This is a genomic window from Gottfriedia endophytica (assembly GCF_017814275.1).
Classification (GTDB): domain Bacteria; phylum Bacillota; class Bacilli; order Bacillales; family Bacillaceae_G; genus Gottfriedia; species Gottfriedia endophytica.
In genome coordinates, this window is sequence record NZ_JAGIYQ010000013.1 from 14035 (window position 1) to 39883 (window position 25849).

General features: G+C 33.1%; 21 protein-coding genes and 4 pseudogenes. 3 read left to right on the top strand and 22 right to left on the bottom strand.

The genetic code is table 11. The features are described 5' to 3' along the window. Positions 1 to 124 precede the first annotated feature (124 nt). On the top strand, positions 125 to 349 hold the full coding sequence (locus tag J5Y03_RS15820) for a DUF2651 family protein (protein ID WP_209406972.1): 225 nt from the start codon (positions 125 to 127) through the stop codon (positions 347 to 349). Between the two features lie 48 nt (positions 350 to 397). On the opposite strand, the pseudogene J5Y03_RS15825 reads toward J5Y03_RS15820, so the two are convergent. The 4 genes and pseudogenes from J5Y03_RS15825 to J5Y03_RS15840 form a co-directional block, all read right to left on the bottom strand. After that, positions 398 to 523: pseudogene (locus tag J5Y03_RS15825) on the bottom strand (IS1595 family transposase); the annotation flags it as partial. Between the two features lie 128 nt (positions 524 to 651). Then, positions 652 to 951: a hypothetical protein gene (locus J5Y03_RS15830; protein WP_209406973.1), complete on the bottom strand. Its 300-nt coding sequence runs from the start codon at positions 949 to 951 to the stop codon at positions 652 to 654. Positions 952 to 1063: 112 nt separating this feature from the next. Then, the gene (locus J5Y03_RS15835; protein ID WP_209406974.1) at positions 1064 to 2908 is read right to left on the bottom strand and encodes a terpene cyclase/mutase family protein; all 1845 of its coding nucleotides are present in this window, start codon (positions 2906 to 2908) and stop codon (positions 1064 to 1066) included. A gap of 228 nt (positions 2909 to 3136) precedes the next feature. Continuing rightward, positions 3137 to 3703 carry a bifunctional transcriptional activator/DNA repair enzyme AdaA gene (locus J5Y03_RS15840; protein ID WP_245208928.1) on the bottom strand — a complete coding sequence of 189 codons (567 nt, stop codon included), beginning with the start codon at positions 3701 to 3703 and terminating at the stop codon, positions 3137 to 3139. A gap of 419 nt (positions 3704 to 4122) precedes the next feature. Between J5Y03_RS15840 and J5Y03_RS15845 the strand changes: the two genes are divergently transcribed. Further along, the gene (locus tag J5Y03_RS15845) at positions 4123 to 4806 is read left to right on the top strand and encodes a DNA alkylation repair protein (protein ID WP_209406976.1); all 684 of its coding nucleotides are present in this window, start codon (positions 4123 to 4125) and stop codon (positions 4804 to 4806) included. Positions 4807 to 4988: 182 nt separating this feature from the next. Here J5Y03_RS15845 and J5Y03_RS15850 read toward each other — a convergent pair whose 3' ends face one another. The 11 genes and pseudogenes from J5Y03_RS15850 to J5Y03_RS15895 all read right to left on the bottom strand — a co-directional run bounded on the left by J5Y03_RS15850 (position 4989) and on the right by J5Y03_RS15895 (position 14987). Further along, a complete protein-coding gene (locus J5Y03_RS15850) occupies positions 4989 to 5288 on the bottom strand; it encodes an Ada metal-binding domain-containing protein (protein WP_209406977.1) in 300 nt (99 codons plus the stop codon). Between the two features lie 20 nt (positions 5289 to 5308). After that, positions 5309 to 6130 (bottom strand): SPL family radical SAM protein, encoded by an 822-nt coding sequence (locus J5Y03_RS15855; RefSeq protein ID WP_209406978.1) that lies wholly within the window; start codon positions 6128 to 6130, stop codon positions 5309 to 5311. A gap of 42 nt (positions 6131 to 6172) precedes the next feature. After that, a complete protein-coding gene (locus tag J5Y03_RS15860) occupies positions 6173 to 6700 on the bottom strand; it encodes a methylated-DNA--[protein]-cysteine S-methyltransferase (protein ID WP_209406979.1) in 528 nt (175 codons plus the stop codon). Between the two features lie 107 nt (positions 6701 to 6807). After that, positions 6808 to 7521 (bottom strand): 2OG-Fe(II) oxygenase, encoded by a 714-nt coding sequence (locus tag J5Y03_RS15865; protein ID WP_209406980.1) that lies wholly within the window; start codon positions 7519 to 7521, stop codon positions 6808 to 6810. Between the two features lie 187 nt (positions 7522 to 7708). Continuing rightward, positions 7709 to 8002, bottom strand: a pseudogene (locus J5Y03_RS15870) (homoserine kinase); the annotation flags it as partial. Between the two features lie 227 nt (positions 8003 to 8229). Beyond that, positions 8230 to 9246 (bottom strand): hypothetical protein, encoded by a 1017-nt coding sequence (locus J5Y03_RS15875; protein ID WP_209406981.1) that lies wholly within the window; start codon positions 9244 to 9246, stop codon positions 8230 to 8232. A gap of 449 nt (positions 9247 to 9695) precedes the next feature. Further along, positions 9696 to 9997: pseudogene (locus J5Y03_RS19885) on the bottom strand (NADH oxidase); the annotation flags it as partial. Positions 9998 to 10023: 26 nt separating this feature from the next. Continuing rightward, on the bottom strand, positions 10024 to 11175 hold the full coding sequence (locus J5Y03_RS15880; protein ID WP_209406982.1) for a toxic anion resistance protein: 1152 nt from the start codon (positions 11173 to 11175) through the stop codon (positions 10024 to 10026). Positions 11176 to 11203: 28 nt separating this feature from the next. Then, positions 11204 to 12886, bottom strand: a complete 1683-nt coding sequence (locus J5Y03_RS15885; protein WP_209406983.1) for a vWA domain-containing protein — start codon at positions 12884 to 12886, stop codon at positions 11204 to 11206. A gap of 13 nt (positions 12887 to 12899) precedes the next feature. Then, entirely contained in the window at positions 12900 to 13631 is a 732-nt protein-coding gene (locus J5Y03_RS15890; RefSeq protein WP_209406984.1) for a hypothetical protein, read from the bottom strand. A 743-nt stretch (positions 13632 to 14374) separates the two neighbouring features. Continuing rightward, a pseudogene (locus tag J5Y03_RS15895) lies at positions 14375 to 14987 on the bottom strand (helix-turn-helix domain-containing protein). A gap of 114 nt (positions 14988 to 15101) precedes the next feature. Between J5Y03_RS15895 and J5Y03_RS15900 the strand changes: the two are divergent. Continuing rightward, positions 15102 to 15983 carry a DMT family transporter gene (locus tag J5Y03_RS15900; RefSeq protein ID WP_209406986.1) on the top strand — a complete coding sequence of 294 codons (882 nt, stop codon included), beginning with the start codon at positions 15102 to 15104 and terminating at the stop codon, positions 15981 to 15983. A 289-nt stretch (positions 15984 to 16272) separates the two neighbouring features. Here the strand turns inward: J5Y03_RS15900 and J5Y03_RS15905 are convergent, their stop codons facing one another. The 7 genes from J5Y03_RS15905 to J5Y03_RS15935 all read right to left on the bottom strand — a co-directional run bounded on the left by J5Y03_RS15905 (position 16273) and on the right by J5Y03_RS15935 (position 25826). Continuing rightward, the gene (locus tag J5Y03_RS15905; RefSeq protein ID WP_209406987.1) at positions 16273 to 17112 is read right to left on the bottom strand and encodes a YitT family protein; all 840 of its coding nucleotides are present in this window, start codon (positions 17110 to 17112) and stop codon (positions 16273 to 16275) included. A gap of 861 nt (positions 17113 to 17973) precedes the next feature. Further along, positions 17974 to 18330 (bottom strand): hypothetical protein, encoded by a 357-nt coding sequence (locus J5Y03_RS15910; RefSeq protein WP_209406988.1) that lies wholly within the window; start codon positions 18328 to 18330, stop codon positions 17974 to 17976. A 500-nt stretch (positions 18331 to 18830) separates the two neighbouring features. Continuing rightward, positions 18831 to 19316, bottom strand: a complete 486-nt coding sequence (locus J5Y03_RS15915) for a hypothetical protein (RefSeq protein WP_209406989.1) — start codon at positions 19314 to 19316, stop codon at positions 18831 to 18833. A gap of 228 nt (positions 19317 to 19544) precedes the next feature. Beyond that, positions 19545 to 20177 (bottom strand): DUF3995 domain-containing protein, encoded by a 633-nt coding sequence (locus J5Y03_RS15920; protein ID WP_245208921.1) that lies wholly within the window; start codon positions 20175 to 20177, stop codon positions 19545 to 19547. Between the two features lie 281 nt (positions 20178 to 20458). Continuing rightward, a complete protein-coding gene (locus tag J5Y03_RS15925; RefSeq protein WP_209406990.1) occupies positions 20459 to 21997 on the bottom strand; it encodes a SagB family peptide dehydrogenase in 1539 nt (512 codons plus the stop codon). A 23-nt stretch (positions 21998 to 22020) separates the two neighbouring features. Then, the gene (locus tag J5Y03_RS15930; RefSeq protein WP_209406991.1) at positions 22021 to 23949 is read right to left on the bottom strand and encodes a TOMM precursor leader peptide-binding protein; all 1929 of its coding nucleotides are present in this window, start codon (positions 23947 to 23949) and stop codon (positions 22021 to 22023) included. Then, positions 23946 to 25826, bottom strand: a complete 1881-nt coding sequence (locus J5Y03_RS15935) for a putative thiazole-containing bacteriocin maturation protein (RefSeq protein ID WP_209406992.1) — start codon at positions 25824 to 25826, stop codon at positions 23946 to 23948. Before J5Y03_RS15935 ends, J5Y03_RS15930 begins: the two co-directional genes overlap by 4 nt. Between the last annotated feature and the right edge of the window lie 23 nt (positions 25827 to 25849).

Genomic DNA, 25849 nt, shown 5'->3' on the forward strand with positions numbered 1-25849 from the left:
ATTTTATCTGTATTTTTAAAAAAGCTATTTTTGCTATTTTCATGACTTTTATAAACAAATTTTATAAAATCTTTTATATTTTCTTATAATGGTATAATTTTAAAAAAAGGGATGGATAAAAGATATGGAATTTCTTTTGGTATTATTTATATGTCCTATTATTGTTCTTGTAGCATCAATCATCGGTTTCCTTGTGGTAAGAAGATGGTTTGTAATGCCACTATTAACTTTCGTAGTGTTCACCATCTTAACTTTCACTGTTTTCAATGATACTTTCTTTATTTGGGTTGTGGTTTATACAATTCTTTCAGTCATAGTCAGCTTAATTATGAAATTGATTAAGAAGTAATTTTGATTTTCTTAATAGGGAGAATATACCGTAAACAGACGGTCTTTTTTAAGCGATACCCCTTAAAGCATTGAAGGTTGTATAATTGGATTTTTGACACGCTGATATAAGAATCTGCTCAAATCGGCTTTCAGATGCTAAGTTTTTACCAAGTTCAAGCCATCGGAACCAGTAGAAAATTGCCAGTCCATAAAAATAAAATCCCCTTCAGATTGGAGTCTAAAGGGAATTTTTATAAATTCTTCAATCATACTATAAAAAACTAAATCACTAAAATTATAAACATTCAATATTATTGATGATTAAAACCAAAAGCAATCTCTTCTACCTTTTATCATATTCCACATTTCTCTTTGATGGGAATGATTTTGTGGATCTACATCACAATTCATTAGCCAATCTGCAGCATTATCTCTTTCCTCAGGTGAGCATTCAATTCCACAACAATCAGACAATCGGTCGATCATCCCATATGCATGTTCTGGGTGTTTTAAATCTTTTCTGCGATATGAACGACAAATATTGAATATACGTGGAAAATGTTTAGGATGACAAGCTTTTTCTCGAAAAACCCTCATTAAATGTGGGTCAAGTTGGCCCATTTATACCACTCCTTTTAATCAAACACAACCTAAATTCAGAACTATGGTATTGTATGTTTGAACGATAAATAAGGACATGGATGTTTAACTTATTAGACAAAAATTTTCAGTGTTATTTAAATTTATTTTGATAATGACTTAAAGTTAGTAAAGGCCAAATGTATTGATAGCTGTGGTAATAAATATAAAAATGTCCAGGTAAGCCTCCCCCTGTTGGATATGTTATTCTATTATCTGGAATTCTCATCCAATTTATAATATTTAATATACCATTATTAATTTCGTCTATATCGGAATCAAAAACTGAGATTAGTGTATCAAGTGCCCAAGAACTATGAACTAATGTAGAATACGAAAGTGGGATATATTCACCTAAGATATCACTTTTACATGATTCTCCCCAACCTCCATCTGCATTTTTTTTGCTAAGAAGCCAGCCGATAGCCTTTTGGATACTAGGATGATCTGAAGGTACACCAACCGCCTTCATACCTGTAACAGCGGCCCATGTTCCATAAATATAGGAAATTCCCCATCGACCATACCAGGATCCATCCTCCTTTTGATTTTTTATTAACCAATTAACACCATCTTTAATTCTTTGATGATTCATATCCAATTTTAAATAGTTTCCTAGAAATTCTAAAGTACGTCCGGTTAAATCAGCAGTGGAGGAATCGATTGCGGTATCTACAAAGTTCTGTAAAGGAAAAATTCTTGCTAAGCTTTTATTACTGTTCTTTTCAAAGGATGCCCATCCTCCATCATTATTCTGCATTTCTAACAGCCATTTCACTCCTGAGTTCCAAGCTATTCTAAATTCAGGATTTTGGAGAGATAAATTAGCTATAGCTCTAAGTACCGCTTGAGTATCATCAACATCTGGATTATGTGTATTATATTCAGAGAAGCTCCATCCTCCAAGTGAGTAATATAGCGAGTCATTATTATTTTCGATTTCTTTTTGTTGAAAAGATAGTAAATAATTTGACGCAGATTGAATCGATTTATCCTTTTCTGACAAACCAGCTTTCTGCAGTGAATAACTAATAAGTGCAGTATCCCATATAGTAGAAGGCGAGTTTTGAATATGAAATTGTTCATCCGATTTATATAAAAAGGAAATGATTCCTTTTACTGCATTTTGAATCAATGGCGATGTAGGTTTATACCCTAAAGAAAGTAAGGAATACACCATAAAAAATGTTGCACTTGCATAACTGGATAGTGTCCCATCCTTCTCAATACTATGAATCATATATTGCTCTGCTCTTTTAATTCCCATTTTGGAAAACATCTTAAAAAAAGGTAAATTTAATATAGAAGTAGCATGTTTTTTACCTATTTTTTTATATTTTTCATTATTTAAAAATAAATGTTGTAAATTGGGGGTCCATTGATTTCTAGTAGTATATCTCTTATTTCCAACAATTAACAGAGGTGCAAAATGTGATCTAACATAAGAGCTAAACTTATAGAAACTTATCGGAAGAAATTTGGGACTGTTCATTAGTAATAGAGGTAATGGAAAGAATTTGGGCCATGGATACAAATCATGTAAAGCGAGCATAAATTTTGTCGAAATATGCACCTGTTCTAATCCACCATTTTCTAGAATATATTCTTCTGCCATCTTCAACTTTAAATCAGAAGTTTGAAAATAACCTGAGTATAATAGAGCGGTATAAGCCTCTACAGTAGCTGAAAGGTTCCCATCATCATCATCATATAACTTCCAAGCTCCATTTGAGTGTTGCTTTTTCAAAAGTCGATTAACAAGTTTATCAATCAAATCCTCCTCGTTAAACTCAAGCGTCCTAAGTACCATAATTGTATAAGCATCTGTCATCGGACCACTTTCAAAACAATATCTCCATGATCCGTCCTTAAACTGATCATTTTTGATTTTCTCTATCAGTCTATTTATTTCAGTTTGTACCTGCTCGGTTAAAGTCATAATATAAAACACCACCAACTAAAGTTGACTATATTTTTACATTATGAAATCAAACTTTAATTGGAATGGGCTAACTAACTACTGTTAGAATCGAGAAGTCTATTTAAACGAAACTTGAATTCAAAATGAGCGGAAAGATTTTTAAATAATGAACCAAATTTATTAATCTTCATGAATTAACAGCATCGAATAGACTTTACAATTTTTTTGTCTCCATATTAATGCTAACTAATTAATACGATTTTTAAGTTGACGATATTCTGTTGGGGTAAATCCAGTTTTTTGTTTAAACAATGTAACATAATATGACATATTCGAAATTCCAACTGCTATTGCTATTTCTTTTATTGGTCTATCTTCATTTAATAAAAACACCATAGATTTTGAAATTCTAGTATCTTGGATATATTCTGCCGGAGTAATTCCCTTAACTTTTTTAAATGTTCTTTGCAAGTGAAATGGACTACCATGAAATAATTCTGCTAATGTTTGCAAGGATAGATGTTGGTTATAATTTGAATCTATATAAGAAGCAACCTGTTCAACCCATTCTTCCGAAGGTAATCTCTCATCAGTTGGCTTACAGCGTTTACATGGACGGAAATTTTCGTCTAATGCTTGTTGTGGGTGATTAAATATTTTTACATTTTGTCTTTTTGGTGGTCGTGATTTACAAGAAGGTCTACAAAATATTCCTGTAGTTTTTACACCATAGTAAAATTTCTTATCATAAAAAGCATCGTTACATATAATTGCATTCCATTGTTCATGTGTCATGCCATTATTAACTTCCATAAAGTAAGAATTATCATGGTGTACATTATGGTTGTTCTCAAATTTTGTTTCAATATTATTCTTCATGTACTCACCTCGATTCAAAGTATACTCTCATTAATAATTTAATATAAGTTCCTACGGATAAAAGAGCAAGATATCGAATAGATCATTCTTAAAATTTAACTTTCATTTTTGAATTATTATGTTGGTTTATTATATAGATTGTGCTTTAACTTTTTGCTTTGCTTCTTCTGTTAACCTTAAAAGGAACATAAATGATTCTTTAAGTTATTTCTTTGCCCATCATGTTATTAAAAAAGATTTATTACAATATCTTGCTGTTACATTCTAAATTTGATTTTTTTTATAAATTATCAGCTATAGTTAAATGTGTAAAACAAAGTAAGGAAATAAGAATTTTCGATATGGAGAAGCTAATGAATAATGAAATAAGAAAGCAAATCTTTGAACTGATAGATACGGATTATCAAAAATTCGCTGCAAGACTAATACCTAATATTGATAATGTTTTAGGTGTTCGTTTACCAGAGCTTCGGAAAATTGCAAAAAAAATTGCAAAAGATGATTGGAGAACATTTCTAAAGACCGCTGAAAATAAATATTTTGAAGAAACAATGTTACAAGGCATGATTATAGGTTATGTTAAAGCTGATATAGAGGAAATATTATCGTATGTTTCTGATTTCGTACCAAAAATTGATAACTGGTCAGTATGTGATAGTTTTTGCACTGGCTTAAAGTTTACAAATGATAATAGAGATCGAGTATGGGATTTTTTAATGCCATATTTAAACTCAAAAAATGAATACGATGTACGATTTGGAGTAGTTATGCTATTAGATTTTTACATCGAACCAAATTATATAAAAAAAGTACTTAAACTACTGGATAAGATAAACCATGAAGGTTTCTATGTTAAAATTGGCGTTGCTTGGGCGATTTCAATTTGTTATGTAAAGTTTCCTGAAATAACTATGAAATATTTAGTTGATAATTCATTGGATAAACTTACGTATAACAAAGCTTTACAAAAAATAATAGAATCAAATCGTGTAGATAAAAATACAAAAAATGTCATGCGTAAATTGAAAAGAATATAAAATTATTTATTGTTTTGTACATTTATTTAATTGAACAATATAACAGACCAGATAGAAAAAATAAATTCTATCTGGTCTGTCTTTTATTTAAATATATAAAGATATTTATTTAATATTTAAAAGTTATATTATCACTAATTCCTTTAAAAATCTTTTAGTTCACTAGTATGCTAGTCCTATATTTACTTTTGTCTAGACTTCCATTCTGCATATTTCTCAGGTAAGCAAATAGCACACGGTCTATACCCTGCTAAGATCGCTGTTTGTTCATCTTTAAAAAACACACGATGTTTAATATACCCTCCTTTTGATATTGCTCGTAACGCTGTAGGGCAATCTAATCTGCCATACAATTTACCTCGTCGATATCCGCCGAGAGTGCCAGGTTTATCACTTTGATACGGACGTGAATCTGCTCCTAATAATGTATATATCTTATTAACTTCGTGAATTTGTTCCTCTATTTTATTATTACTTAGCATATATTCATATCCTATTTGAATTAAGGTTCAAAACCGGCTTGACTTAAATAAATTTGATCTTCATTAAACACCTCTTTAAATCTCTTATATACTATTTTATATGCACAAGTACTATACCATTCTTCTAATCCTAGCTCTATAAACTTCTTATCAATTCCAATTTTTTTAGTTCGTTTTCCTCCACTTCCGTCACCCAAAAAGAAGTCATCAATACATATTCGATTCACAATTGGTTTCAATTTATGTGGGAAATACTCTCCACTAGGTAGTAAAGGAGCAATTGCAACTTGTGTGGGTATTCCTGCATCTGCTAGAATTTGTAATGCCTTTATACGTGCTTGGATTGGTGGTGCTTCAGGAGAAAAATATTTACGTATTATTTCTGAATCCGTTTCAATTGTCATGCTAACACGTACTTTTTCCCTTAATTGTTGCAGTAAATCGATATCTCGACATACAAGTGGACTTCTGGTTTGGACTAGTAAGAAATCGGGTGGGGTTTCTACAAGCACTTCTAATATTGAACGAGTAACTGTTTCTTTGTGTTCTATGGGTTGATATGGATCAGTACTTGATGACATAAAAATAGTTACACTGCCCTTTTTTTTCGCCTTTACAATCTCCTTTTTCAATATATCTGCAGCACCATTTTTTACATCCACCCAACTTCCCCATTGGCCGCCCTCACGAAAGAGTGATACAGGCATTTGTCGTACATAACAATAAGAACAACTAAAAGAACAACCAGTATATGGATTTAATGAATGTGTATATCCTGATAGAAAACCTGTACCTTTATTTAGAATGGATTTTGGATTTTTGTAAAATATTTCACTTTTCATACTTAGTCCTTTCATATAAAATACATTGCTAATTTCACTGAATTAATTTACTAAGCTATTTTTTTCAATAGCTAACAGTTGCTTCTTCATTTCTAAACCACCACGATATCCAGTTAATGATCCATTTTTACCCACAACACGATGGCAAGGTATTGTAATAAGAACTGGATTAGCACCTATCGCAGCTCCAACAGCGCGCACAGCTTGCGGATTGTTAATATAATTTGCTATATCCGAATATGATTTAGTTTCTCCATAATTTATATCGCGTAGCGCATTCCATACTGCAACCTGAAATTCTGTACCTTTATAATCAAGTGGACTAGTAAATGTTTTTCTGTTTCCCTCAAGATAATCAATTAATTCAGTTGCATATGGTTCAAGCTTTTCATTATTTTGTACTAACTGGCTGACAGGAAAATTTTTCTTTGTCCAATCAGCCAATTCAGCGAATAGTTTATTTTGTGATCCTACATAACATAATCCTTGGTTAGTAGAGGCAATATAAAAGTTCCAATTTTTAAGTTTTAGCAATGACCAATAAATTGTAGTATTACTACTAGTTTCCAATATTAAATACCTCCATTTTATTTATGTTTAAAGTTAATTCTCTATTTCTCCTCTTCTTTCCTTATCAAAATTATCTAATATTGAATAGTATCAGTTTTGTTTATGATCTATTTAGAATCATGGAATATGATACCAAGTCCAAAACGGCTGCCAGAAGTTACAGTACTTACTCCATGACGTATTGTATTTTTGTAATATCCTTTTTTTCCTTGTGTAGGTCTGTTGTTAGTTGGGAATATAAGGGCACATCCTTGGTCTAAAGTAACTACATGACCCCTACTTTGCGCACGTGGTATTTGTTCTACTAACAACGACTCACCTCCTGTATAGTCTTTATCTCTTTGATTTAGCACAAAGACAACTTGAAATGGGAAATACATGTCACCATATAAATCTTGGTGCAAACAATTAAATCCGCCTTCTTCATATTTTAAAATTAATGGTGTCGGTCTTGTTTGTTCGTAACTCGCACATTTATTCAAGAAGTCATGAAGATTATCTGGATATTCTTCAGGTTTCTTCATATAGCCTAACCATCGATTTGCTGTTTTTGCCAACTCTTGATAAATTGATTCTCTTAAATCTTGAATTATCTTTGGTAATGGATAAGAAAAATACTTATATTCTCCACTTCCGAATCTATATCTTTTCATATTAATTGTAGTTCTGTATGTTTCTTCATCAGAATAAAGACTCATAAATAATTCACATTCTTGTATTGTTATTATTTGCGGTAATTTCGCAAAACCTTTGTCGTCTAATTCGTTTTGTATAGATTCCCAATCAAGGTTATTAATACGTGTTTTTATATCAAGGACCATTATGCTTCCTCCTTGCTTTCAATTTGATAAATAACACTATAACCCCATAAATAAAAAAACATAAGTACTTTAGAATGTAATAGCAAGATAACAAAACTAATTGAAAATTGTTTATAGTGATGTTGATTTTAAACAAAAACAAAAAGCGATTTCGACCTTCTTGATTCAGAAGTGAAACCGCTTTTTGTTAAACTACCCTTAAATCTGTATTCTTTTCAATATAGATTCCTTTGTGATCAATTTCAAGCTCACATACTTTCATCACTGGAAAAACTCTTGCTAATTGCTCAGCAATTTCTTGCCTATTTTCATAAGGAGTTAAAATAAAAATTGATAGCCCTGCACCGCTAAGTGCTGTTCCAAAGGCACCAAATTCTTTTGCACATTTACGTATAGATGGCAACAGCAGGACTAGTTTCAATCGATATGGCTCATGAAAATGATCTCTTTCCATCATTTCACCTACAAGTTTCCATTTCTGTTAAAATTCGCTTAATTTAGAAGAAATAAAAAAGTGTCATCAACACTTACGTTTTAAATTGACATAAGGATTGATGACACACTTTAAATGTATTTGTATTTAGTTTGATTTTTGGAAAATCAGCTCTGCTAAGCTTCAAAAATTTAAAGTGAATATCTAACTTTATTAAAACTATTAAAAATCTAAATACCACTCGTTTTCTTTATTTAGAAACAAACAGTCAATTTTTATTGAAATTCTTTCGCATCTTCTTTCGATAAAATTTCATGTGTAACGTAATCACAATTTTTATTCCCTTGGATGAATTTTAAATGTATATTTGTTGGTTGAATTATTACTCTATCCTCTGTATTCTCAATGATATCATCATTACCATTTTCATCTTTACCATAGGAAGTAAAGTGTAACTTTACAATATCATCATTCCATAGTGTTATAACAGTACCGCCACAATCATAATTACCATCTGGAATTCCATATTCTGTTTTGCATTCATTTGTTCCACTAGATATCGGTACACTTACATCATCCAAGTAATATTCCTTACCAGTTTTAACAGATCTTACATATACTTTATCGTCACCGAGTTCAGTACCTGCATGATCATCGATTACTTTTACAGTGTCATATATTTGTTTTGCTCTCTTTTTTCGTTCAAGTTCATTTACTTCATCTACGAGTGTAGTGATTATCAATTTTTCATTATTTATTTTGTCAACTGAAATTTTTTTTGGTTCGTCTATATAAAATTTAACTTCCTTAGAATTAACCTCATCTTTTTTCTTAATTGTTTCTGCTAATAGTTTATTTGCATATTTTTCATCGAATGATGAGATTTCATGTTCTCTCTTAAAATTTAACAATGAATCTATAAGAAACTTATCAAAATTAAAAGATGCTTTAGCATAAGCTATTTCAGAAATTCTAAATTCGTTCATTTGTCTTTGTTTAAAATATTTATCATTTTCTATTTCTTTTATAAAATCTTTGCGGTTTTCAATTAAATCTTTACAAGTTTTTTCATCAATCGTATCAATATCATATTCTATTCCCAAATTATTAAACTGTTCTTGCAACTTTGTTTCCCTAACTTCAATCTTTTTAATTTCCTTACCTTCTATCATTAGAGCATGTTCTAGTTTTTTTCGTTTTTCTACTGAATTTATAGCTCCAACGATCACTAAAATTAATAGTAGACTTAGTGATAGTCCAATAATAATTTTTACATTTATACCATTATTCACTTTCATTTTCCCCCAGATGTAATAAGCAATTTATGTAAATTAATATGGTTAATGTTACCATTGAACAATACTATCACCTTTTACATACTATTTCTACGGTTATTTTGAAAGGAAAACACTTTCCTTTCAAATGGGTTAGATGATTATTTCTTATTAGAATGGTTAATACTATCTTGAACACTTTTATTTTCTGTATATAAACAATAAAATTTATTATCTAGTTTCTATGCTTCATTCATATGATTACCTCCACAATAAAACAAGGAGAGAATCTGCATGGAACACTGAAATTGGCATACATTCATCTGTGGAAGTAGAATAATCTAATAATAAGTCGCGTATAAGTGATTTTGTGGAACCCATTCAGCATTAACTAGCTCAAATACAGAATTTTTTATCTAAATAAAAATAGACAGAGAATAAGAACTCTGTCTATTCCAATTCCTTATTCAACTACGCAAACTCCCTCTCAGCCAAGCCCGCTCTTCGTAAAATCCAATTGGAATTTGAATAAGCATCGTTTTTCCTCGTTCGTTTAACCTATAAGGTTATCACATGTATTTACATCAAATCCTAGAAGCGGATGACCCCCTATTCCGATAGCAGACGCTGCTAGTAACGATTTTTGAGTAAAGAATCCCTGCCTCCATTTGCTGAATGCGGTATCCTCGGTAACCAAGTTCTACCTTTGCATGCTGCCTTTCTCCCACTAAATGCACACAAAAAGCGGAACTTGAAATAAACCGAGATTATGAGGCTAACTGTTGGGATAATACATCAATTTAATCCTATTTGATTACCTTTTTCTAGACGTAAAATTTGTTTTTCACCATTATCGGCTAATTGTTTAAATTGGTTAATTGTTTCACGCATCTTTGGTAAAGCATTTTGTTTATATGTGCTTATGGAGTCTAGTGCACTTAATACGTCAGCAAAGGCTCCTTTTAAGGTCTCAACTGAAACACCAGTTTCCATTGCTTGTTTTTGAATCTCTACTCCTTGTTCTTTAAGCATTTTCGAAGTGCCTGCGATTAATTCATTTGTGGTTTTGTTAAGTGCTTCAAGTTTTTTTAACACAATTTTTTGATTATAAAGAGCACTCGCCACAGTGACAGCAATTTTTAATGCTGAAATGGTAACTGTTTTCGCTCTTTCTACACCACGAATCAATTCTTTGTTATTACGAATAACAACTTCATATGCCATAATCCCTTGTTGATTGACAACTTGCATTTGTTGAAGATCCATCACTCTTTGTCGTAATGGGAATAACACTTCTTCACTGATAAACTGTACTCTTTGTTGGTCTGTACCATTATTTCTAGCGGTTTCAATTTGTTGTTCAATGGATTCATCCATTAGCGTTCCAAGTTGGATTTCTTTTTGTAATATTTTTGTCAGTTCTCTCAGAGATTGTTGTTCGAAAGTTAAGGTTGTATTGTCGTTTTGAAGTGTGGTTTTCCCTTTTTCAAGTGAAACAACAATGTCAGAAATAACCGCATCTGCTTTTTCGTATTTTTGAAAATATACTCTCAAAGGATTGAATAATTTACTGAGAAAACCTGTTTTTGCAAAATCAATTACACTTGGATCTAGGTCTTTTATTTGAAATTGAAGTTCAGACAATCCTTTTGCTACATGGCCACCCTCGTCGCCAGATTTAGATAATTTACCGACCGAAACTTGTAACAAATTATTTTTTGAAGCAGAAGTTTTCATTGTATCCAAACCAAATTCTTCAATTGATTTCAATATTTCACTTCGTTTACCAAAACCTTCTGTTGATTCTAATTCAAGCGACATAATTGCCGCAACATTGTTTTCAGCGGATTCTTTAAGTTTTTTTACCTCTTCTGGAACTGGTTTAATTTGTTCCTCAATAACAGATTTGATTTCTTCTTGACTTACAACTTCCATCGAAAATGACATAACGCGTCCCCCCTATAATTGGTTTAACTTACATTTGTACATTGAGTAAATTTTTAATTTTATAGACTACATCATCACTATCCGCATTGATGTTTGCTGCCTCATTAATACTTGAAACACTCTCCAATACTTTAATGTTTGCATTATAACCAATAGTGTAAATAGGAGTTTTATATGCCTTTATTAGTCCTTTTACATCACCTAACGTATGACCTTGATTTGTCTCTCCATCAGTCAAGACAAAAATAAGTGGTCGAACATTAGGATTCTTTTTCACTTCATCTTCTAACATTTTCATTGCAACAAGTATTCCATCAAATGTAGCAGTACCACCTTCTGTTTGAAGACTTTCAACTGCGCCAACAAATTTTGATTGTTGGTTTGTAGTGTATTTTGCGATTGGTAGATTGAGTGTCACATTGTCCGAATATGTTACAAGACCGATGCTATTCTCTCTACCTAAATATTTTTGCCCTTTTAATAACGATTCTTTTAGACGTCTTAATGGTTCACCATCCATACTACCTGAAATGTCTGCAACGAACACTGCAGCAATTGGATTCGCTCCATTTTTCTTCACTTTCCATAATTTTTGAGCTGCAGATAAAGTATTACCGTCTATTGTTTTTAGTTCAGAAACATAGTCATTCAATGCATTGAAACCGTATTTCTTCGCTAAATTTTGATATTTTTCTTGCTTAGTAAATTCTGCAAACTTCTTAATAATATCTAATTTTTCTTTCGGTAATTCACCTAATGCATATAGGGGAGAATCATGTCTTAAACCGAATGGTGTAAATACATAAGAATCTTTTAAATCAGGAGAGTTCTGAAATGATTGATACTCCAAAACAAATCCATCTAATGCACCTGATTTTGCCGCTTCTCTCATTTGAATAGTTGTACTAGCTGTAAACGGCACATTACTTTGGAAATTTTCAAATCCTTTTTCCGCTTTATCACTTAATATATTTGAAGAATCGAATGTATTTAAAGCCGTTAATAAAAAGTTTAATCCAGTTGAGCTTGCGTATGGATCAGTGTATCCCATAGCGAATTCATTATTGCTCATTGCTTGAATAACAGATTTTGCATTCACTTTTCCATATTTCTTCATTAGTGCATTGTATTTTGATTTCGAAATAACAATTCCTGGAACATTTCCAACAATTCGTTTTGAAATTAGTTCTGTATGTACATTGTTTGCTTTAATGATTTCGGCCCATAGCTCGTTTGAAGGCGTAAATGCATCTGGAATATATTTTCCAGATTTAATATAGTCAGTTGCAGTACCGGAAGCAATATTTCTAATCTTCACACTAACGGGCTTACCATTTAATATAAAATTAGTTTTATTAAAATCATTTGCAACCTCATTTAACCAACCATCTGTTCCTGTGCCAGATTTTTCTGTTGAAGAAAATATCTCAACATAAGAATCAGTTGAATTTTTTACAGATATCGGAAATTTATTAATATCTGGTAGTTCTGACGCAATATCAGCAGGATTTAAATCAATCTGCCCTTTTTTTGCACTAACCTTTTTTACATCAATGTCTTTATATAAATTGGCTAACACTTCACTTTTATTTTTGTCGGTAATTTTAACAGCTTCTTCCTTACCAAATAATTTAATACTTACAAAAACAATTAAGAATAATGCGATTAAAGAAATTACTGACACAATTAGAAATTTCCCCTTATTTGCCATCCATTTCTTCCTCTCAATGTTTATAGTATTTTGTTTGTTCTATTAGTGCATCGATTTCTTTCATACAGTCCATTTTTTCAATGTCTGCTAGTTCAAAACTGTCCAAATTCGAAATCTCTACAACTAATTTTTCTAAATTAAGTATTATTTCATCGTTAATATCTTTAGATTTTGTTACAAAATTTAGATAACTATTGTAAAGTTGTGACTTTTCTTCAAGTACTTGCCTTGAGTAACGAGTTGTATCTTTTTCAATAATGCTTTTGTATTCTGACTCATCAAAAACATATAATTTATTTAGAACATTCCTGAGGTTCAGATAAAAAACTTTCTCAACTTCTGTGATGACGGAATTAAACCGTTGATAACTTAATTCATTTGGAGAGAATCGATCATTTAAAAGTTTCTTAAGTGTCTCTTTCTTTTTCTTTAGTTGTACAATTTGGTCTAAAATGATTGTAATGTTCCCTTTCAATACTTTACTATCTTGGTAACGAGTTAACGCTTGGAAATAATCTTCATCACTTTGTAATTGGATGATGGTTTTATATACGACAGGTTTAAAAAAGAAATTATGAATAAAGTAAACCAATACAATTACACTAGCCGTCAAGATGGTAATTCCTAATGCAGTTTGCAGTGCTGTGCCACCAATTTCTACATCTAAAAATTTTGGTGAAAGTAGGACAATATCAATGATTGCTAATCCAATTACTAATCCTACTAATTTTAGATAGTTCGACATACTTCACTTCTCCGTTTCCCTTAATCTTTTAAATAGGAATTTTTTTAATATAATTTTTCTAGTATTCAATAAATCTTTTAAACATGATTAACTTGTGTTTCTAATAAAAAATAAAGTTCAGTTTATTTAAATACTTTTACTTCCTTACGTCTCACTTCTTAAACTAATTATATTACTGGTCTTACTCTTAAATAACCAACCGTATCTACGAAAACAAACCCACTCTTTTATAACTCTTTTATTGTTTTATATCGTATTGCAGTTTCCGGTGAATTTATATTTGGTATTGAAAATGAAGGGTATATAAAAATAGACAGAGTATAAGAACTCTGTCTATTGAATTCCTTATTCAACTACGCAAACTGCCTCTCAACCAAGCCCGCTTTTCGTAAAATCCAATTGGAATTTGAATAAGCGTCTTTTTTCCTTATTCGTTTAATCTATAAAGGTTATCGCATTTATCTACATCAATCCAGGAAATGGATGCCCCCCTAGTCATAAGGCAGACTTTAAACAAAAACAAAAAGCGATTTCGACCTTCTTGATTCAGAAGTGAAACCGCTCTTTGTTTAATCTTCTCTTATATAATGGATCTAAGTTTTTTTACGAAATCAACATTATTATTTTGTCAATTTAACCAGGAGTATTTGATCATTGTTTTAATTAATTTCATCTATTAAATATTAATTATTTTGCTCTCGTAGTCTACTTTCGTACTGTTTGAACCCATTTGGAGGAGTTATTTAAACTAATGATGGGGTTAGTACGAATAAAATATGATTAGGTTCATCACTCTTATTCAAAAATCGGTGTTTAACATTTGGTGGAATGCGTACGACATCCCCTTCTTCTAAAAAATATTCGATTCCTTCCAGTTCAACATTTGCTTGACCTTTCATAACCACAGCAATCTCTTCTTTATCGTCATGTGAGTAATGACTCTCTGTAGTAGTAGTATGTGCATTCAAATCCATCATTAAGAGTTCAATATGTGCCTTCATAAAGTCTGGTGTTAATATATCATAGACAATATGGTCACTATTTTCACGATATACTTTCTTTCGATCTTGCTTTCTGGAAATGAGGGAATCTGTATCAATTTCATTAACAAACAGAGTAAAAAGTGGCACGTTTAATGCTTGTGCAATTAACTCTAGTACACTTAATGACGGATTCCCTTGTCCTCTTTCAATTTGGCTAATAAGTGATGTACTAATTCCTGCATAATTAGCAAACTCACGAATTGTCATACCATTTTTCTTACGATAGTTTAATACTGTTTGTCCTAATCGATGATTTTTCATAGCAAATGCCCCTTCTAAAATAATGTATGTTTGATGTCTTTTGTGCTGACATACTAAACATGGAGAAATAATGCTTTTTTCAATAACATAAATATTTTATACTTACACTTGTATATTATATTGCATTAATTTTATTATAGTAAACAAAACTCAAGGGGGAACAGTATTGAAATCACCGCTTATTTCTTATACGATACTATTTTTAGGCGTATTTGCATTGTCTACTTCAGCAATCTTTGTGAAATTAGCAGATGCACCTGCGACAATTACAGCATTTTATCGGATGCTTTTTGCAGCAGTAATGCTTCTGCCATTTTTATTAGTAAATAAAAAAAACCGTAAAGAATTAGGTTCGTTGTCAAAAAAACAATGGGGTCTTGGATTACTCTCAGGTTTATTTCTGGCAGCACATTATTTATTGTGGTTTGAATCATTAAATTACACATCAGTAGCAAGTTCGACTGTCATCGTCACATTACAGCCACTTTTTTCGTTAGTTGGCGGTTATTTTCTATTCAAAGAGCGCTTCAGTAAAGGTGCTATAATGGGCTGTCTCCTAGCGATTGCCGGAAGTATTGTCATTGGATGGCAAGATTTTCAAATTAGTGGACAGGCATTATTTGGCGATATACTTGCATTTATTGCAGCAGGTGTGATTACGGCCTACTTCTTCATTGGACAGAATATTCGTAAAAGCCTATCTCTTATCCCTTATTCAATCATCGGTTATGCCAGTAGTGCACTAATTTTAAGTATTTTTGTTTTCAGCCATCAAACTTCCTTCGTTAATTATTCCGCACAAACATGGTTGTCCTTTATTGGATTAGCGTTTATTGCAACGATATTAGGGCAAACGATTTTTAATTGGTTGTTGAAATGGCTAAGTACCTCGATTATTTCAATGAGTATATTAGGAGAGACAATTGGAACTTGTATACTCGCTTATTTCATTTTAGATGAGGTCATTTCTTTACAACAAGGTATCGGTATTACATTCATCTTAATTGGACTAGCATTATTTTTACTAAAGCAAAGAAATAACAAATAAATAACATGAAGAATTGTTAAAACATATCTCACCACTGGGATGAGAACATATAACTCCTCTAATTTGTTTTCAAAGTATTTAATATAGTGAATATCTTTGTGAATGTTTTAAGATAATTGTTTCGACAATACTCATAACCAGATGTACTAATCCCCAACAAGCCAGTATTTTTTACGATAAATAAAAAGAATCCATTTTGAAAAAAATTGATCAAAATGGATTCTTATATTGTAGAATTAAGTCTCATACAAACTCTACAAAATTTTTAGTCTTTTAAAATAACACTTTATTAAGCTTTAGAAATATCAATAAATCCTTCTCCGAACACATCACGAACATCATGTATTGCGATGAAAGCACTCGGATCAGTAGATTGAACAATCCTTTTTAACTTTAATACTTCTTGTTTACTAATAACAATATATAGAATTTCCTTAGGGGTTTTTGTGTAATAACCATGTCCTGAGTATACGGTTACCCCTCTATCCATTTTTGTAGTCACCTGTTTGGCGATTTCATTAGGTTTATCAGAAATAATTGTAATGGCCTTCTTCGGATTCAAGCCTTCGATTACAAATTCTATCACTTTGGTTCCTACATATAGCATAATAATTGTCAACATTAGCTTTTCTGCACCAATGATAAAATAAGATGAAAAAGCAACTATTAAATCAAAAAACAATAGACCATAGCTAATGCTCCATCCTAAATACTTATTCGTTATCCTTGCTAAGATGGTAGTCCCTGCTGTTGTTCCGCCTACTCGAATGATTAGGCCAATCCCGCCGCCAATAAATATTCCTCCAAAAATGGCATTTACCATCAATTCATTAGAAGCAATATGCCAGCTCTCTGTCAGATGAAGAAAAAGCGAGTTAAAAACTACAGCAATAATCGTATAAATCGTTGTTAACTTATTCAAAAATTTATAACCAACTATTAATAAAAACGCATTTATAATTAAGTTGACTAAACCTGGTGACCACTTAAATAAATAGTAGGTAATAATCGTGATACCGGTTACTCCACCTTCACCAAGTTCGTTCGGAATAACAAATAAATTAACACCTAACGCAAAAATAAATGCTCCAATAATGATAAAAATAATGTCTGTGATTCTTTTTTTCATACACTACCTCACTGCTTTATAAATATTTACTCAGGCACAAACTCTCACCATTATATCGTGGAATAATTAAATTGAACAGTAGTCCGTTTTTTATTTTAATATAGGATTGTAACCAAACTTTATTCTAAATCTACATTGGTATCGGTTTGGTTGGAATAGCTATTTTGTCAGGTGTACATTTGGAGAATGCGCTCAAAACTTTATGGCCATAATCGAGCGCTCTAATTCTAACCAGTTTATTAGGCAACTCTGTATTTGTTTTGGTAAAACCTTAATTTCTGTAGCTCTATTTTACATAAAAAAGTAATCAATCAAAATAAATAACCGACTCGATTAATGATTGGGTTAAGAAGGTTATTCGCGACTATCTTCCCATAAGTTCCTTGATAAAGATAATGAGAAACTAATCGATACGTATTTCTCTACTATAAGTTTTTCAGTTTTAGTTAGTTCCAAGACTTATTCCAGTCTCTTACAGGTACTTAAGGATAAATTAAGACTGAACTATGCTGCAATTCGGTTTACGAACATGTATTTATGTGCTATTTATCTCTACATCTAGTGACTTTCACCCGCACCGTGTTTTTATCTTTTTCTTAATTTTTATTAATTGATAAATATAAAAAGCCATTGCAATTACAGCAATGGACCTAACGCACCAGTTTGTTCAAAAAGGAGTTTAAATTTAGTATGATCCGACTGAACTAAACCTTTTATTTCAGCGCCTCTATTATCAAAGCTACAAATTCATATCTAATTGTGCATCAATCGATGTCACTATTTAATATTTTACCTCCGTAATTGATGCCAAATCTTCTAGTTTTTGTTTACCACGATAACTAATACTTCAAAAAAAGAAAGTTATACCTTGTTGCTAAATGAAACGCTAATGTTCTTTAATGTGTATAGTCTTGCCGTAAAAATATATAGTTCGTTATAGTTATTTTCTACGTATTCATTAATAATGTTTAGCCCTTCTATAAAACTATCAAGTAATAGATAAGTGTACTTTTCATCCCACGTATACCGATTAATTCTGAGAAGTTCATCTGCTATTATTTGAAACTTATATTCCTTGATAAGAAGTTTTATTTGATACATTTTATCCGTATTTTTAAAAAAGCTATTTTTGCTATTTTCATGACTTTTATGAACAAATCTTATAAAACCATATATATTTTCAGCCAACATATTCGCTTTTTGCATCTCAAATTTCATTTCTCCATCTCCTAAATGTAGAAAATTAAATACATTACTAAAAAGAGTGTATGTTTTTAGACGCTATCATAACACAAACAATACAATTAATCCTGTATTCTATCAAATGTCTTTACACATCGGAAACCTCCATTTTTCTTTACATTAGTTCAGTTCATTTCATTTAATTCTATCAATTTGCTAAGGTAGATCCTAATGGTCAAGAAGAAATACATACGCCGAATCAGATCCCGTGGAGGAATAGACTATCTGCTTACTTTTGTAGGATCAAAATTTCTTCATTTTTTCAAAGAAATGCTACTGCCATTTACCTTAGCTTCAAAGCTGTTCTTCCTTTCTTTTAAATTTTTATTCTATCCAACAATAACCCACGAATAAGTGATTTTGTGGAACCCACTAAGCCCAAATAGAAAATTTTTTTTGTAAATAAAAATTGACAGAGTATAAGTACTCTGTGTATTTCAATTTCATATTCAACTACGCAACTCATAAATCCAAGTTCAAGTAAATCTTTTTTCCCTATTTTGAAAAGACACGGCAGCCAGTAGGGTCGTTATCCCCCATAAAAGAAACCCACCGTACACTAGGAGGAAGACCCAAAGATGCATATCTCCGATTTCTGCTTTTCTAACCAAATATAAGCCATCGGATCCAATATAAGTGAATGCCGTACCGCCTAACCATGCTGGAATAAGTACTAATCGGCGATCCATTTTTCTCCCCCAAGATTGTACCAGCGACAATCCTAGCAGTGAGGCGACGCAAGCTAGAATCGCGGTTATATCAATTCCGTTCGAATAAAGAAAATGTATGACTGGATTCCCCGATTTCATAGCCATGTGCAGCTCTGATATACCTTTACTGGACCATCCCAAAGCGATTCCAAAAGCCCACATCGTTTTCAACGCGGCATAAGGCATTAAAACTACCGATGCCGTATATCCCCAAACCTTTGAAGAAAGCCATTTGTTTTTATTATTTTTCATTGTCGTATCTCACTTTGTCATACTTAAAAATGAGAGTCCCTTGGATATCTTACCTATATGCTGAAGAAATAGTTAAATAGGGCGAATAATTAGTGACAAAACAGCTGGTAATTGGAGGTCCGAGCCTTCTGATTATTAAAGGTGCAATCCTGCGGTAAGGAACGCCCATGCACAGGCGCTATATCCTTTCCATCTGGTTCCTTCCACTTATCACTTTAGGAAAAAAAGTTAAATTGACTGAATAAACCCTGATCGAAATGAGCTGAGTTGCGAATTATGGACAGTATAAAAAGCATCGTAAGGATAACAACCAGGATCAAATAAATGACCGTTCCCCGTCTGAATGTGCGAGGCGAAGCGCCTGTCGATTGGGCATAATGTGCAGCCGTTAAGCTGGCCAAGATGCCCCATGATCAAAAACCATGGCTCGTAGAATAAGAGATCCCATAAAGCCATATTATGAAGATCACCTTTTATGTGAGGGAAATAGATCGTAATGGCCCCGCATAAATACAAGGCCTTTGTTATGATCCCACTTATTGCATGTGCAAGTAAAAAAGCCGTACAAAAAAGTGTGGGAATCAATATGATTAGACGTGGGATCTGTTTTCCTCCAATCAGCGGGATGTTCGCCGGAACAACTTTTGTATACGGCTTAACGAGTGCGAGCAGGATAAAGCCGCAGATCATGATGACGACGCCCGCGATGTAGCTTGCAATATTAAACCCTTCAGGATCTTTACTTAATGTAAAGTTTGCAGCTTCATAGAAGCGAACGAAAACCGCATAATAGAGCGCCATCAGGAAACCAACATATGCAGGCCACACCGAAGTTTTTGTAAACCGTAATAAAAAGCTCATAACAAATCTCCTCCAATTTAACATCTATTTTTATAAATTAACCCTACATCCAATTTATCCGGCGAAGGTTAAAATGAAGGTAGGGCCACGTTTAAAATTCGTTTAAATATTTCGATATACATGAATGTGGGTTCCATTCATATATCCCCTATGATACAACTTTATAGTATCTAATAAACACTCATGAATAAGTGATTTTGTGGAACCCACTTAGCTCACAAGTAGAGAACTTTTGATGTAAATAAAAATAGACAGAGTATAAGAACTCTGTCTATTCCAATTTAACTACCCAAACTCCCTCTCAACCAAGCCCGCTCTTCATAAAATCCAATCGGAATTTGAATAAGCGTCGTTTTTCCTTGTTCATTTAACCTATAAAGATTATCACATGTTTCTACATCAAATCCGAGAAGAGGATGACCCCCTAGCCCGATGGAAGCGGCTGATAGTAACAATTTTTGAGAAAGAATCCCTGCCTCCATTTGTTGAATGCGGTATCCTCGGTAACCAAGTTCTTCCTTTGCATGCTGCCTATCTCCTACTATATGCACACAAAGCGGAACTTGAAATAAACTGAGGTTATGAGTTGTCATAGCGTTTTGCAATAACAGGCGAAAATCTCCTTGTTGAATGAGCTGTAGTGTATGAGTCTCACCGTTATAAACATATGCTCCGTTTTGTATACCTTCTATACCAAATAAAGTAAGGTATAATGAAACATCATTTGTTGTTCCATCATTTCGATAAGGAAAAGAAGCCGCTGTTTCATAAAGTAATTGAATCAGTTTTTCATGGCTAAGTTTTTTAAACGTAAAATCCATTTCTGGAGAATACCTGTTTTTGCAAGCATCTGCAAAGTTATAAAATATTCTCTCTACTCGAGGTAACAAATGTGCCTGGTCAAGATGATGAGTACTTTGTTTTCTTTTTACATTTTGAAATGATTGTGTAGAGTCTAAGAAAGCAGCTTCATTCATTTTCAGTAACATAGGATACTCTAGAATCTGTTTTGACCTTACATAATGTTGATGATCTATTTTTGGTATTTCATGACATAATTCAGCATACGAAATATTTAGATCAAATTCAGTTCGATATGACTCTTCTCCTAATGGAATAACAGCATACACACTTTCTTCTGTTTCTGACAAACCAAGTAAATGATTAACGGCTCTATCTAAAAATTGATAGTGCACACTTGTATGAAACTTATAGCGTTTTGCGACTTCTTGCAATTGTCCAATTAACACACCCGCATCTAACCCTTGCAGTCGGTATGAAAAGTTATGATATTTGAAAAAATTTTTCCAAAACATCGTTGAAATAAAAACGGTAGCAAAACAAGAGGAGACATCAGATCGATTACCAAGAGCACGAGAAACAAACGAATCATAATTACCTTCCCTCAGCAAAACAAGGCGATGGTGAGCAACATCATAATGATATACCCCAGTTGGTACATCTTCTATCTTTAAATATACATATAATTCATTCGGATACAAACCACCACCTGATGGAGCGAAGCGGCGAAATCTTTGCATAAAAGCATAATCTTTTTCGGTAATTGGCATCCCCAAGTGACAAAGCTGCGTCAATCCATATGTGTAAAAAAGAAAATGACCAATTGTATCAAGGTTTATGTTGTTAGATGTTTCGATTTGATCTAGTGATAAAGGTATTTCTGAAGAAAAAGGAATAGTTGGCAAATGACGATACAGTTTATATGGAAGGGGCGCATCTTCCCAATTTGCTTCCCAATCGTCCGGTGCAGCTTGATCAGTGTGATAATGCAAAATATCTAAAAAAGTTTCTAAACTCATCCAGGCTCCCTCCTCTTTATACATTATGGAAATGGATGAGGGTGCGGATTTAGTTGCTCATATGTGAGCGGTGTTTTCCTATATCCAAGTTCCATCGGTATTCGTAGCACTCTCTCTAAACCTGTTAGGCGGGTGAGATGGTAACCAAATGTCATTGGCAACATCCCTGGAATGATCACTTTCACGCAGTGAAGTCCATTTCTTTTTATTTCTGGGGATGTTTGATTGACAACAATGACGTCAAAATTTTTCTGTTTTAAAGTTTGCAAAACATATTGTAGGTCATCTTTTATATCTGCGTGACGCTTCGTTTCCCCAAATGCCTCATTAAATGTTAGCGCCGTTCCCTCATTCTTTAGTAAAAAATCTAGCCGTTCTTCCGCTTCCGGTAAACCATATAACATCGAATGATGATCCATCTCCTTAACGAGAAATGGATTGGAAAGCATTTTTTTATATTTTCCCTGATTCTTCTCAAGTTTTTCATCTAAAGTTAACATCATACCTGCTAGTTCAAAGAGAGCACCTTTTACAGCACGAATGGGGTCTAAATGTGACCCAGCTGCACAAAGAAGATTCATCCCTGTTTCTTTTTTATTTTTCGCGATGATCCATATGCTTGGAATGCTGTGCTCCATCGTCGCTTGAAAAGCATGTAATTCATACCCACCAACAGCTTCCATACGCTGCATCATTAGCTGTAACTCTACATCGTGAACTGAAGAAAGATCTAACCTTGGGAGCGGCAGCCTTGCATACCAAGTAAGCAGAAAGGAATCACGTTCAATGACTTCAAATATGCCGTGCAAAATCGCTTCTTCTACACTTCCCCCCATTGCGCATCCATTTGAAGTTTCATATACAAAACCATCATGACTTAAACTGTAATAAGCAAGTAGTTCTGGAACTAGAAGAGAACGCTCTTGTAAAAGAGAATACCCCCATACCCAGTTCATTTTTCGCTCCGAATCAAAACGTTGGAATGGGAAATTTTCTTTTTCATATTCATCTGGTGCATGAACACCAACTGTTAACGGATTTAGCGCGACGTCATTTAAATTACGAAAATTATCATGTACAATTGTTCGTTTACTTATCGCTTGTATCCCGTTATATCGTTCTAGCCCTTCTAGAATTGCTGTTAACTCACTTTCTTCATAAGAAAGCGTCCGACCAGCTGTCCCTTCATTTCCAAACAGCAGCGGAAGATTAACGGTAACATCAGCAAATGGTGGTGTTAAATTATACATTTTATCGTTTAACAGACCGGTTTTGTTATCTAAGTAATCTTTTGCTAATACACTTTGAAGTTCTGACATAGAGCGAGTTCGATATGCATCCTTATGAACTTTTGGGCTTGGTTGTAAAAGAATGCGAGCAAGTTCTGAAGAATCATCTGGAATTTGGCTACACACAGGACAAAGCGGATGAGGAAGAAAAAAATGATGCGAACTTGCTAACGTTTCTAAGTTTATCGTATAGATATGCTCGGTCAAACGGGAGCGCCTAAAACAAAGGATTTCATGCACTTCTTCAATCAAGAAATGCAACATTTGCAGTACACCGTTATGTGATGCCCAAGTATCGTGATGATTAGTCTTTGCCATCACTAACCTTTTTTGCACTTCTAACATTTCTTTCGAATCATTTCCAGCTAATAATAGCCGTGAGTCTGCACATTGCGAACAACCTTTTATATTCGGCTGAACGAACGGTCCAATTATTCCTTCTCCAAACGAAATAAAAGCTCGTAACCACGGGATACGAGTATTTTCTGCTTGTTTATGATAAACGGGATTCCACATATCGTGAATAACGAGAAGCAAATCTGTCCCTCTATCTATGTCTGTTTGAAAGTTATCTTGTTGCTTGATATCATAGTAGACAGATAATCTCTCATACGCATAGTTTGCTAGTAACCCTTCTCCGACAATTACGATTGAAGCGCTCACTTCGCTTCCTCCTCTCGCAACGATACAGTAACAATTCCCGCAATATATTTCTCCCATTCTTCTCCCAACGTTACATCAAATAAACTAAGCTTCTTATTTTGTTCCTGTAAAACTTGTATTGCATACTGTAAAATATCCTTTTGTTTTACATCTTTATAAGAAGAAATTGTTATATACATAGGATCATGTTCTTGCTGCGAAACGATTGGTGAGATCCCTTCTATCTCCGTATTATTTTGAACTGCTGCAAGAGCTTGCTCTAAGGAGCGTTGCACTGCAATTGAAGTATTAAATCCTACATTCGCATACCAGCGATCCTTAACACAAACCCATACAACCGGAAAATTGTACAATGGTTCTCCAAGTGCAATAAACGGGACTTCGCACATCGTAGTGAGTGCTTCGAAATAAAATTGTATACGGTCATCTTCAACTTTTTCTAAGTAAATTTGTGATAAAACCTCTTTTTCATTTATTCTCATTTTGAGTTCTTGATCTAAGTAATGTTGTAAAGCGCGGTATACACATTGTACTTTCGTTAAACCTGCACCAACTCCGATACATTGGGGCGTCTCAATAATGCGAGCTACATAAGATTCAATTCCCCTTAGCCCCGCCTCACACCTTACTTCTGTATGTGTAAACCCGCTGCAAACAATTTCAGGTAACAAATAGGCTGGTCCATCTGATCGTAAATCAGTAACCTGAATACGGCACTGCGCTAAAGGTAATTGTTTCAGGTTTCCTTCTTCCCAAATATGAAAAATACCGGACTCTTTCGATGTGAATGGGTGAAGATTAAGAATCTCTTCGTTTGAAATATCCCTATCTTCTTCTACCTCAAAATCTTCTAACGGCTGAATGTTAATGCTTTCTTTCACGAAAGGATGAGGTAAAAAAGAATGCCAGTCTCCTTCTAACGTTTCTAAATTCAGCAAATAGAATCGATTTGTCTCTGACGGTTTCGTTATTCCAGTCAATTTTTTTAAGCATTCAAATACCGATATGTTTGCAAGTAATGCTTCCGCAGTAGAAGAACGGTCATGAGTTTTTCGGTCCGATGGAAAAACAGATTGATGTAATCGACGCCAAGCTGAATCCCAGCAAGTATCATTTTCTGCATGTACAAGTGGCCCGGCAAATCCAATTCCGTTCATACATAAAGCGGGAAAAAACAGTTTGTTTTCTTCTTTGCAAATATGATGAAACATTCGTAATTCCTCTATTTCATCCTCTGTTGATACATATAAAATACAATCAAACGGCTGAATAGATTCCAGAAAAGAGTGCTTTTCTCTTGTAAATGGAATTTCTTGTACAAACACTTCCGAGTCACTTTCTCTTCCATGTTGAATCAGTTCTTGTAGCCTATCTGTATTTGTTCCTTCTACATTCGTAATCATCGTATAAAGTTTAGATACTCCGCTTTCAAGCAGTGTGGAAACAAGTGACAAAAAAAACGTTCCTGAACCAACAGCTAATACTTTGCTTTGACGATATTGCTGGAAACGATAAGCACCAGAATCACCACAGTTATTTAAAAATTCAATTTGTGAAGCATACTTTTGACAAACATGCTCTTGTAGTTGATGGGGCCTATCTTCACTAATATCTTTTGCAAAACCATTTTCATATAATATGCTTGCGATCTCAAATACACGCTCTTTATAAGGTTCTGGTAATCCATCTGTTAGTGCTCCTAATGTAAATTCACCGTTTAACATAGGTGTCAGTTTTTCAATCCATTGACTAATAGATTGGCCTTTCATATGAAAAGAACTGACATTATTTCGAAAATACACGTTACCTGTTGAATCAGGAAGAAAAAAAGTATCTCGCTTCATTTTTAGTCGAGAAGAATCATGTAACGATTTCATAGAAATCCCCCTTCTTCGTTATT

Excerpts from the sequence above, each read along its gene's own strand:
- J5Y03_RS15830 (WP_209406973.1), bottom strand. The coding sequence starts at position 951 with ATGGGCCAACTTGACCCACATTTAATGAGGGTTTTTCGAGAAAAAGCT.
- J5Y03_RS15845 (WP_209406976.1), top strand. The coding sequence starts at position 4,123 with ATGAATAATGAAATAAGAAAGCAAATCTTTGAACTGATAGATACGGAT.
- J5Y03_RS15840 (WP_245208928.1), bottom strand. The coding sequence starts at position 3,703 with ATGGAAGTTAATAATGGCATGACACATGAACAATGGAATGCAATTATA.
- J5Y03_RS15890 (WP_209406984.1), bottom strand. The coding sequence starts at position 13,631 with ATGTCGAACTATCTAAAATTAGTAGGATTAGTAATTGGATTAGCAATC.
- J5Y03_RS15925 (WP_209406990.1), bottom strand. The coding sequence starts at position 21,997 with ATGAGTTTAGAAACTTTTTTAGATATTTTGCATTATCACACTGATCAA.
- J5Y03_RS15885 (WP_209406983.1), bottom strand. The coding sequence starts at position 12,886 with ATGGCAAATAAGGGGAAATTTCTAATTGTGTCAGTAATTTCTTTAATC.
- J5Y03_RS15935 (WP_209406992.1), bottom strand. The coding sequence starts at position 25,826 with ATGAAATCGTTACATGATTCTTCTCGACTAAAAATGAAGCGAGATACT.
- J5Y03_RS15915 (WP_209406989.1), bottom strand. The coding sequence starts at position 19,316 with ATGAAAAATAATAAAAACAAATGGCTTTCTTCAAAGGTTTGGGGATAT.
- J5Y03_RS15855 (WP_209406978.1), bottom strand. The coding sequence starts at position 6,130 with ATGAAAAGTGAAATATTTTACAAAAATCCAAAATCCATTCTAAATAAA.
- J5Y03_RS15820 (WP_209406972.1), top strand. The coding sequence starts at position 125 with ATGGAATTTCTTTTGGTATTATTTATATGTCCTATTATTGTTCTTGTA.
- J5Y03_RS15920 (WP_245208921.1), bottom strand. The coding sequence starts at position 20,177 with ATGAGCTTTTTATTACGGTTTACAAAAACTTCGGTGTGGCCTGCATAT.
- J5Y03_RS15905 (WP_209406987.1), bottom strand. The coding sequence starts at position 17,112 with ATGAAAAAAAGAATCACAGACATTATTTTTATCATTATTGGAGCATTT.
- J5Y03_RS15880 (WP_209406982.1), bottom strand. The coding sequence starts at position 11,175 with ATGTCATTTTCGATGGAAGTTGTAAGTCAAGAAGAAATCAAATCTGTT.
- J5Y03_RS15835 (WP_209406974.1), bottom strand. The coding sequence starts at position 2,908 with ATGACTTTAACCGAGCAGGTACAAACTGAAATAAATAGACTGATAGAG.
- J5Y03_RS15865 (WP_209406980.1), bottom strand. The coding sequence starts at position 7,521 with ATGGTCCTTGATATAAAAACACGTATTAATAACCTTGATTGGGAATCT.
- J5Y03_RS15850 (WP_209406977.1), bottom strand. The coding sequence starts at position 5,288 with ATGCTAAGTAATAATAAAATAGAGGAACAAATTCACGAAGTTAATAAG.
- J5Y03_RS15910 (WP_209406988.1), bottom strand. The coding sequence starts at position 18,330 with ATGAAATTTGAGATGCAAAAAGCGAATATGTTGGCTGAAAATATATAT.